Annotated in this window: 7 protein-coding genes; 4 read left to right on the forward strand and 3 right to left on the reverse strand. The window is 55.4% G+C overall.

What is annotated here, in order from left to right; all coding sequences use genetic code 11:
- Window positions 1–238 precede the first annotated feature (238 nt).
- The 3 genes from ACWB12_RS10760 to ACWB12_RS10770 are packed head-to-tail and all read left to right on the forward strand — an operon-like array spanning window position 239 to window position 3,280.
- Entirely contained in the window at window positions 239–1,252 is a 1,014-nt protein-coding gene (locus tag ACWB12_RS10760; protein WP_479530085.1) for a lysylphosphatidylglycerol synthase transmembrane domain-containing protein, read from the forward strand.
- Complete coding sequence (locus tag ACWB12_RS10765) at window positions 1,233–2,543, forward strand: FAD-binding oxidoreductase (protein ID WP_479530086.1); 1,311 nt, start codon at window positions 1,233–1,235, stop codon at window positions 2,541–2,543. The genes ACWB12_RS10760 and ACWB12_RS10765 overlap by 20 nt, the downstream gene beginning before the upstream one ends.
- Window positions 2,543–3,280, forward strand: a complete 738-nt coding sequence (locus ACWB12_RS10770) for an SDR family NAD(P)-dependent oxidoreductase (protein WP_479530087.1) — start codon at window positions 2,543–2,545, stop codon at window positions 3,278–3,280. The genes ACWB12_RS10765 and ACWB12_RS10770 overlap by 1 nt, the downstream gene beginning before the upstream one ends.
- 47 nt (window positions 3,281–3,327) lie before the next feature.
- On the opposite strand, the gene ACWB12_RS10775 is transcribed toward ACWB12_RS10770, so the two are convergent.
- The 3 genes from ACWB12_RS10775 to ACWB12_RS10785 are packed head-to-tail and all read right to left on the reverse strand — an operon-like array spanning window position 3,328 to window position 6,805.
- Window positions 3,328–4,539: a CaiB/BaiF CoA transferase family protein gene (locus ACWB12_RS10775; RefSeq protein WP_479530088.1), complete on the reverse strand. Its 1,212-nt coding sequence runs from the start codon at window positions 4,537–4,539 to the stop codon at window positions 3,328–3,330.
- Window positions 4,536–5,972 (reverse strand): UbiA family prenyltransferase, encoded by a 1,437-nt coding sequence (locus ACWB12_RS10780; protein ID WP_479530089.1) that lies wholly within the window; start codon window positions 5,970–5,972, stop codon window positions 4,536–4,538. Before ACWB12_RS10780 ends, ACWB12_RS10775 begins: the two co-directional genes overlap by 4 nt.
- Window positions 5,969–6,805: a lytic transglycosylase domain-containing protein gene (locus tag ACWB12_RS10785; protein ID WP_479530090.1), complete on the reverse strand. Its 837-nt coding sequence runs from the start codon at window positions 6,803–6,805 to the stop codon at window positions 5,969–5,971. Before ACWB12_RS10785 ends, ACWB12_RS10780 begins: the two co-directional genes overlap by 4 nt.
- Before the next feature lie 382 nt (window positions 6,806–7,187).
- Between ACWB12_RS10785 and ACWB12_RS10790 the strand changes: the two genes are divergently transcribed.
- Window positions 7,188–7,376, forward strand: coding sequence for a hypothetical protein (locus ACWB12_RS10790; RefSeq protein WP_479530091.1), 189 nt, complete (start codon window positions 7,188–7,190; stop codon window positions 7,374–7,376).
- Window positions 7,377–7,509: the final 133 nt, after the last annotated feature.

The raw sequence follows: 7,509 nt of genomic DNA on the forward strand, positions 1-7,509 counted from the left end.
GTTTGTAATATTTCGCGCTTAGGTTTCACAGCTGCACAAGAGGTTTGGTGATAATTCAGTAGAATTATTACAGAATAAGAGGGTGATTTAGCCTGATTTCGATGAGATCGACTCCCTAAAGGGCGCAAAATACAGAACGGAATGGTAGATGAATGCCGGAAAGCATCTTTATTGTTTCAAAATCAGCAACAGCTTCATATTATCGCCCCAATTAGCCCCTAAATGGCTGGTAATGAGTATGAGCAGCACAAATAATCAGGCACGGCCCCACACATCGCCCCGCCCTGCACGGCGCGGGCGCGATATGCTATTTCTGGGCGGCTTGTTCGCATTGATGCTGTTCGGGTTGATTGGATTGGCTGCCGCAACGGGCTGGGACGACACGAAAACACAACTTGCCAAACTGTCCTTGTCCAAAGTAGTCATCTTGTTGGCCCTATCGCTGATCAATTATCTGCTGCGCGGTATGCGTTGGCATTTGTTCGCCCGCCGATTGGGTCTGCCCACAGGAATAATACAAGACATGCGCCACTTTCTGGGTGGCTTTGCCATGAGCATAACACCGGGGCGGGTGGGTGAATTGATCCGCATGCGCTGGTTAAAGCGCGAAACCGGATGGGCGGTTGAGCGCACCGCGCCATTGGTTCTGATGGATCGTGCGATGGACCTTGCGGCAATTGCAGTTATTCTGGGCCTGTCGGTTTCATTGACAGCCACCGGTATTGCCGGTGCCTTGCCCATAACCTTGGTTGCAATTGCACTGGCAGTGGTGGCGACACGCCCTGCCCTGCTGTCGGCAGTGGTCACATACACTTATAAGGTCATTGGTTACAAACCCCGCCTATTTGGCCGCATCCGCATGGCAGCGCGATCCTTAAAACAGTTTTCGAACACGCCGGTGATGCTGACGGCCCTTGGCCTTGGCCTGATCGGCTGGTTGGCCGAAGGATACGCCTTTTACATGCTATTGGGCTGGCTTGGGGCTGACATCGGGTTGGCGATGGCTGTGGCAATATTCATCTTCTCGACCCTCGCAGGCAGCCTAACAGGATCACCCGGCGGTGTTGGCGGGGCCGAGGCCGCGATGGTAGCCTTGCTGATGACCCAAGGCGTGCCGCTGGAAGTCGGCCTGCCCGCAACCGCAATCATACGGATCACAACACTGTGGTTCGCCATTGGCATCGGGATGGCTGTGTTCCCCTTTGCCGAACGAATTTCATTAAGGACAAAACATGCGCTGGAAAACTGCTGATTATGCCGGCTGGGGCCGGGTTCATACTGCGACGGGTGAATTGGCCCGCCCAGAACGCGCTTCGGCGCTGGATACTTTGCTGGGTGACGAACCTGCCCCCGCAATCGGCATGTGCCGCTCATACGGGGATACCTCACTGAATGATGGCGGCCGTGCGATTGATATGACGCGGATGGATCGGATACTGGGGTTTGATGAGGCCACGGGTATTCTAGAGGTCGAGGCCGGCTGCCAAATCGGCGAGCTGGCGCGGATATTCGCGCCACGCGGCTGGTTACCTGCAGTGATGCCCGGTACCGGATTTGCCACGGTTGGCGGCTGTATTGCCAATGACGTGCATGGCAAAAACCACCACGGGATCGGCTCCTTCGGACAACACGTAGTCAGTCTAACCCTATTGAATGGCACCAAGAAACAAGTGATCGGACCAAAACGAAATGCGGGCCTGTTTAAGGCCACGGTTGGCGGGTTAGGACAAACCGGTGTGATTGCCACAGCCAAATTGCAGATGATCCCCTGCAAGGGCGATGTGATGATGGTGACCGAACGCCGGATTGAAGGCTGGGATGATTTCCTTGAGGCCTTGGACCATTCGGATGCCATCTATTCGGTCGGCTGGATTGATGCCACCGCCAAGGGTGATGCGCTGGGGCGCGGTATTCTGGAAGAAGGCGAAACCGGAGCCGGATTAATTCCCAAACCAACGAAATCCCGTTCCGTGCCGTTTAACGCCCCGTCATTCGCGCTGTCCAAACCCATCGTGCGACTGTTCAACAAGATGTATTACGGGCGGGTGCCGAAATCCGGCCGCACATCGGTCAAACCGATCAGCGAATTCTTTTTTCCGCTGGATGCGATCCACAACTGGAATCGTCTGTATGGCAAACGCGGGTTCCACCAGTTCCAATGCGTGGTGCCGATCGAGCAAGCTGATGCCTTGCGCGAGATACTGGGAAAAATCGCCCATTCCGGTATGGCGTCACCATTGGCGGTTTTGAAGCGCATGGGCAAAGGACGGGCCGGTTATATGTCCTTTCCGATGGAGGGCTACACGCTGGCCGTCGATTTCCCCAACCGTGCGGGTACCGAGGCGCTGATCCACATGCTGGAAGAAATGACGCTGGTGGCTGGTGGGCGGATTTATCTGGCCAAAGATTCCTTGGCCAAAGGGGGCCGCGTAAAGCCTATGTATAGAGAGCACGCAAAATACGTCGCCGAGGTGGTCAAAGCCGACCCCGACGGAAATTTTATCACCGACATCATTCGCCGACTTGATCTGAGGAGCATATAATGAGCGAGACCTGGATCATATTAGGAGCCACATCATCGATGGCCAAAGCGTTCGCGCGGGCTGTATCTGAACAGGGCCATGGCGTGTTGCTGGCGGGCCGTGACATGGACGATTTGAAACGCACGGCAGCCGATTGCGTGGCCTATGGCGCACGGATGGGCGAGGCTGTAAAGTTTGACGCCCGCAAGCGCGAGACGTTTGCGCCAATCTATAAGAAGGCCATACGCGAGGATGGTATGATCAATGTCGCGGTCTTTGTTGGCTCGATGCCGCCACAGGAAGACATTGATGCGGACCCGTCATTGATTGAGGGCACGGTGATCGACAGTTTCAGCGGCCCCGCCACGTTTTTGCAAGGCATCGTGCCTGAAATGGAGCAACGCGGCGGTGGCTGTGTGGTTGGCGTAGGGTCCGTTGCGGGGGACCGTGGGCGCATTGGCAACTATGTATATGGTGCGGCCAAGGCAGGGTTTGCCACGTATCTGTCGGGCCTGCGCAACCGTTTGACCCGCGCCGGTGGGCATGTGGTGACGGTGAAACCCGGGTTTGTCGACACGGGCATGACGTGGGGCATTGAGGGGATGTTTCTGGTCGCCACACCTGAAAAGGTGGCCGGTGACATTCTGAAAGCGGTGCGCAAGAAGAAGAACGTGATCTACACGCCGTTTTTCTGGCGCTATATTATGCTGATCATCCGGTCGATCCCTGAATTCATCTTTAAGAAGATGTCGATCTAAAGAGATTCTATGCCTGCGGCGCGGATATTTATGGAACGAAAATGGGGTTAGATAACACCGTCCTTTTTAAGTTTGATTAGGTCGGCTTTTGTCAGTCCCAGCCACTCACTATATATAGCCGCGTTTGAAGCGCCCAGTTTCGGGCCCAGCGAGTTTAGCTGTCCCGGGGTTTCCGACAGGCGTGGCAACGGCGACGGGAACGGCAATTCACCCACCCCTTCGACCATCATATCGGTCAGGGTTTTGCGGGCGGCGTATTGCGGATCTTTCAGAATTTCGTCAATCGACAGGATTGCACCACACGGCACTTCGCCTACACTACAGGCGTTCTGGATGACCTCTTGGGAATGCTCCCCAGCCCAGTCCTGCACAATCCGGTTCACGGCGTCCTCGTCATCAATGCGGGATTTCACAGTTTGGTAGCGGTCCGGTGCGGCCAGATCGGGTTGCCCCATTGCCACCGTCAAACGGGCGAACATTTTATCATTGGTGCAAGCGATGGCGACCCATTTACCATCCTTGCACTGGAAATGCCCATGTGGGCAGGCGTTCACCGTGTGGATGCCCTGACGGCCCCGCACCTTGTTCTTTAGCGCATAGGCAGGCGCAATTTCATCCAGCGCCCGAAACACTGATTCATACAATGCAACATCGACCATCTGCCCCTGCCCCGACACGTCACGGCTGCGCAGCGCCATCATGATGCCAATGACGCCATAAAGGCCGGACATATAATCGGCCAGCGACGTAGATCCTGGGGTCAGAGGGGCACCACCCACCTCGCCGGTCAGATGGCTAAGGCCGCTCACCGCATGCGCAATGCGAGCAAAACCGGGTAGGTCGCGGTACGGGCCATCCTGACCATAGCCGGACACCTTGAGCATGATCAGCCCTTTGTTGGCGGTGCGCAGGGTTTCAAACGACAGGCCCCAGCGATCAAACGTGCCGGGGCGGAAGTTTTCGATCACAACGTCCGCCTTGGCCGCCATATCGCGGAACATCGCTGCCCCGCGGTCCGATTTCAGGTTCAGGGTGACGCTTTGTTTATTACGCCCCTCGTTCAGCCACAACAGGGATCGGCCCTCCGAGCCGCTATTGGTGCCTAGGCGGCGCAAGGGGTCACCCCCAGCTGGGTGTTCGACCTTGATCACCTCGGCGCCGAATTCACCCAGCAGAGCGGCACAGGACGGGCCAGCGATAAAGGTAGAGGCATCCAGCACGCGGATACCTGTTAGCGGAAGCTTTGCCTGCGCGCTCAAATCCCGAACCATTCCTGCCACAGCCCAGCTGAGTAGAACATCAGCGACAATAGGATCATCAGGATGCCGATGCCGCGCTTATCAGTCATCGCAAAAACAATTGGGTCGTAATCCTGTTTCCCAAGATAGCCCAGCCGCACCATGCGGATCAGCCACCACGCCAGCGGTAACAATCCGACCCACAGCAACCAGCGTGTCGGGTAAAGTTCTGTTGCTTGTTCGCTAAAACTGTAGAGAAAGAAAATCAGCAATGCGCCAACAGTGCCAAGCCCTGCCACATTCAGCAAATCCTCGCGGTCCGGCCGCCCGTATCCGCGGCCCGGCAACCGTTCGTCAGATGTGGCCAGTGTCAGTTCCGTTAGCCGTTTCACGCAACCAAGCGAGATAAACACCGGAAAGATAAAGACCAGCATAAAGCTCGAGGCACCAACCCCGCTGGCCGCCGCCCCCGCCACCACGCGCAGGGTGTACAGGCTGGCCAATGTGGCGATATCCACCCAGCGCATCCGCTTTAGGCGCAATGAGTAGGCCAGCGATAGCATCATATAGACTGTGACCACCAGCAAGAAGGCCGTTCCAAGATACGCGCCGACCCCCAGCGCAATGGCCCCCAGTCCGATGCTGGCCACCATACCCACGCCGATCGGTACAGTGCCCGCGGCAAACGGGCGATGGCGCTTTTTGGAGTGCAGGCGATCTGCCTCGAGATCCAGCAGATCATTCACTATATATATAGATGAGGCTGCAGCGCTAAACGCGACCATCCCCAGCAGCACCATCAACAGGGTGGGGAGGCCAAAGTTATGGGCGGCAATCATCGGCAGCACCAGCAGGATGTTTTTGACCCATTGATGCGGACGAATAGCGCGGATCAGATCGCGCATTTTCCAGCCACTGGAATATTGCGCCACCTGTTTGCCCGCAGCCGCAAGATCGCGCGCAATACCGGCATGTTTGCCAACAATCAGCGCACCATTCGCATGGTCCCAAACGGCGCGATCAACTTTGTCGTTTCCGGCGTAATGGAATCCCGCCTCGCCATATGCGTTAACCAAAGCATCCGCTTTGGCCACACCTTTCATATTGGTTACCCCGTCGGATGCATAAATCTGCGCACTTAACCCGTGATCCTGCGCCAAACGCGCCACCAGCGCCTGATCCGAGGCCGAGGCCAGCACCACTTCGCGCCCCGATGCCAAGGTTTCATCGGCCACCGCCTTGATCTGGGCATTCACCGGCAACAGGTCGGTGCGCAGGTTTGCGATATTAACCAGCTCTTGTTTCAGGCGGGCGGGATTGCCCAAATGGCTGAACGTCGCCTTTAGTGTTGCAAAGGGGTTTTGCCCCAAACCAGCCCAGAAACTTTCAAGCAGCATATCGGTTTTCAGGAATGTGCCGTCCACATCCAAAACCAACGGTTTATTATCACTCATTTCGAGGCCACCGATCTAATTGCAAACACACAGCCGTCCGTTACCAGTTCGGGCGGCGTTAAACATAATCCGCGCGCCACGGTCCACGCGGCCAGAACTTTGGGCACATAGGCACGGGTTTCGGCAAAGGGCGGCACACCGGCGTGTTTTTTGACCGCGCCCTCGCCCGCATTATAGCTGGCCAGCACCATTACCGGATCGTTATCGAATTCTTTCATCAACCAATCCAGATAGGCGACACCACCTTTGATGTTCTCATTGGCTATCGTCGCATCCTCAACTCCGAACCGTTTGGCCGTGTCCGGCATTAACTGCATCAGGCCCGTTGCCCCTGCCCCGCTAACCGCACCATTGTTGCCCGCAGATTCAATACCAATCACCGCCAGAACCAGCGCGGGCGATACATTGGTGCCGATTGTTGCCTTCAGGATTTCAGTGCCGTGCGCTTTGGCGATATCCTGCATTTGCTGCAAACGCGGGGTTGGCACCGATTTACCAACCGGTGCCTTGTCCAGAAATAAAACCGCATCGCGCAACCGGCCGGGGCCCGAATCTGCCAATTTCGGCGACACGCCCATCCAGTACCACTCCAGCTCTGTCAGCACAGGCGTCTTATCTGGTGTGGCAGGTGCGGAGGCGTCTGTTGCGGCTTTGAGCGGCACCAGCTGGTCAGCGGGGTCTATCTGCACCTTAATGCGGTTGGTCGCTCCTTTGCCGGGCACCCCCACACGCTTGAAGGTAAAGCTCGGGTATGGCGATGGCGTCTCGGCCATCACCTGAGCCGCCAGACACACTGCGGCTATAGATATTACTGTTACGAAGCGCCGCTTCATGCGGATTCCTGCTCTGCCTCGGTATTATTAACTATACCTGTTATTATTAACTATGCTCATTGTCGCAAATAATCGTGCTTAACACCAGTTTATTGCGCACCAATGCGAAGAAATCTGCCTAATTTGAGGGGAATTCGTTGTGCTTTCGGTGCAAAAATATGATTATTTCAGTATTTTATTAAGCAATATCAATCGATTGGAACAATACCCGTATATTCTTTGTAAAAGCTTAAATTTGTACGATCCCTGCCAAATTCTCGCCCCAATCAAACAGCTATATATACCCATCCTGAAGCGGACAGAGGGCCAAACAAGAGGCCGGCCCGATGAAGCCCGCGACGGAATGTGGAAAGAGCGTAACGTAAATCAAAGGACTATCAAAATGCTTAACATGATCAAAAACTTCGCCGCAGACGAATCTGGTTCTGTAACCGTTGACTGGGTTGTTCTGACAGCGGCTATCGTTGGTTTGGGCCTGGCAGTTATGTCAGTTGTTTCCGACGGCACCGAAGCGCTGACAAACAAAATCGGCACTCAGCTGACCACTCAAACAATCTCGACATCGTTCTAAGTCGAAACTCACACCTCAAAAGGACTATCAAAATGCTTAACATGATCAAAAACTTCGCCGCAGACGAATCTGGTGCTGTAACCGTTGACTGGGTTGTTCTGACAGCCGCTATCGTTGGTTTGGGCCTGGCAGT

The sequence above is a fragment of the Profundibacter sp. genome, from assembly GCF_056498605.1.

Excerpts from the sequence above, each read along its gene's own strand:
- ACWB12_RS10760 (WP_479530085.1), top strand. The coding sequence starts at position 239 with ATGAGCAGCACAAATAATCAGGCACGGCCCCACACATCGCCCCGCCCT.
- ACWB12_RS10765 (WP_479530086.1), top strand. The coding sequence starts at position 1,233 with ATGCGCTGGAAAACTGCTGATTATGCCGGCTGGGGCCGGGTTCATACT.
- ACWB12_RS10770 (WP_479530087.1), top strand. The coding sequence starts at position 2,543 with ATGAGCGAGACCTGGATCATATTAGGAGCCACATCATCGATGGCCAAA.
- ACWB12_RS10780 (WP_479530089.1), bottom strand. The coding sequence starts at position 5,972 with ATGAGTGATAATAAACCGTTGGTTTTGGATGTGGACGGCACATTCCTG.
- ACWB12_RS10785 (WP_479530090.1), bottom strand. The coding sequence starts at position 6,805 with ATGAAGCGGCGCTTCGTAACAGTAATATCTATAGCCGCAGTGTGTCTG.
- ACWB12_RS10790 (WP_479530091.1), top strand. The coding sequence starts at position 7,188 with ATGCTTAACATGATCAAAAACTTCGCCGCAGACGAATCTGGTTCTGTA.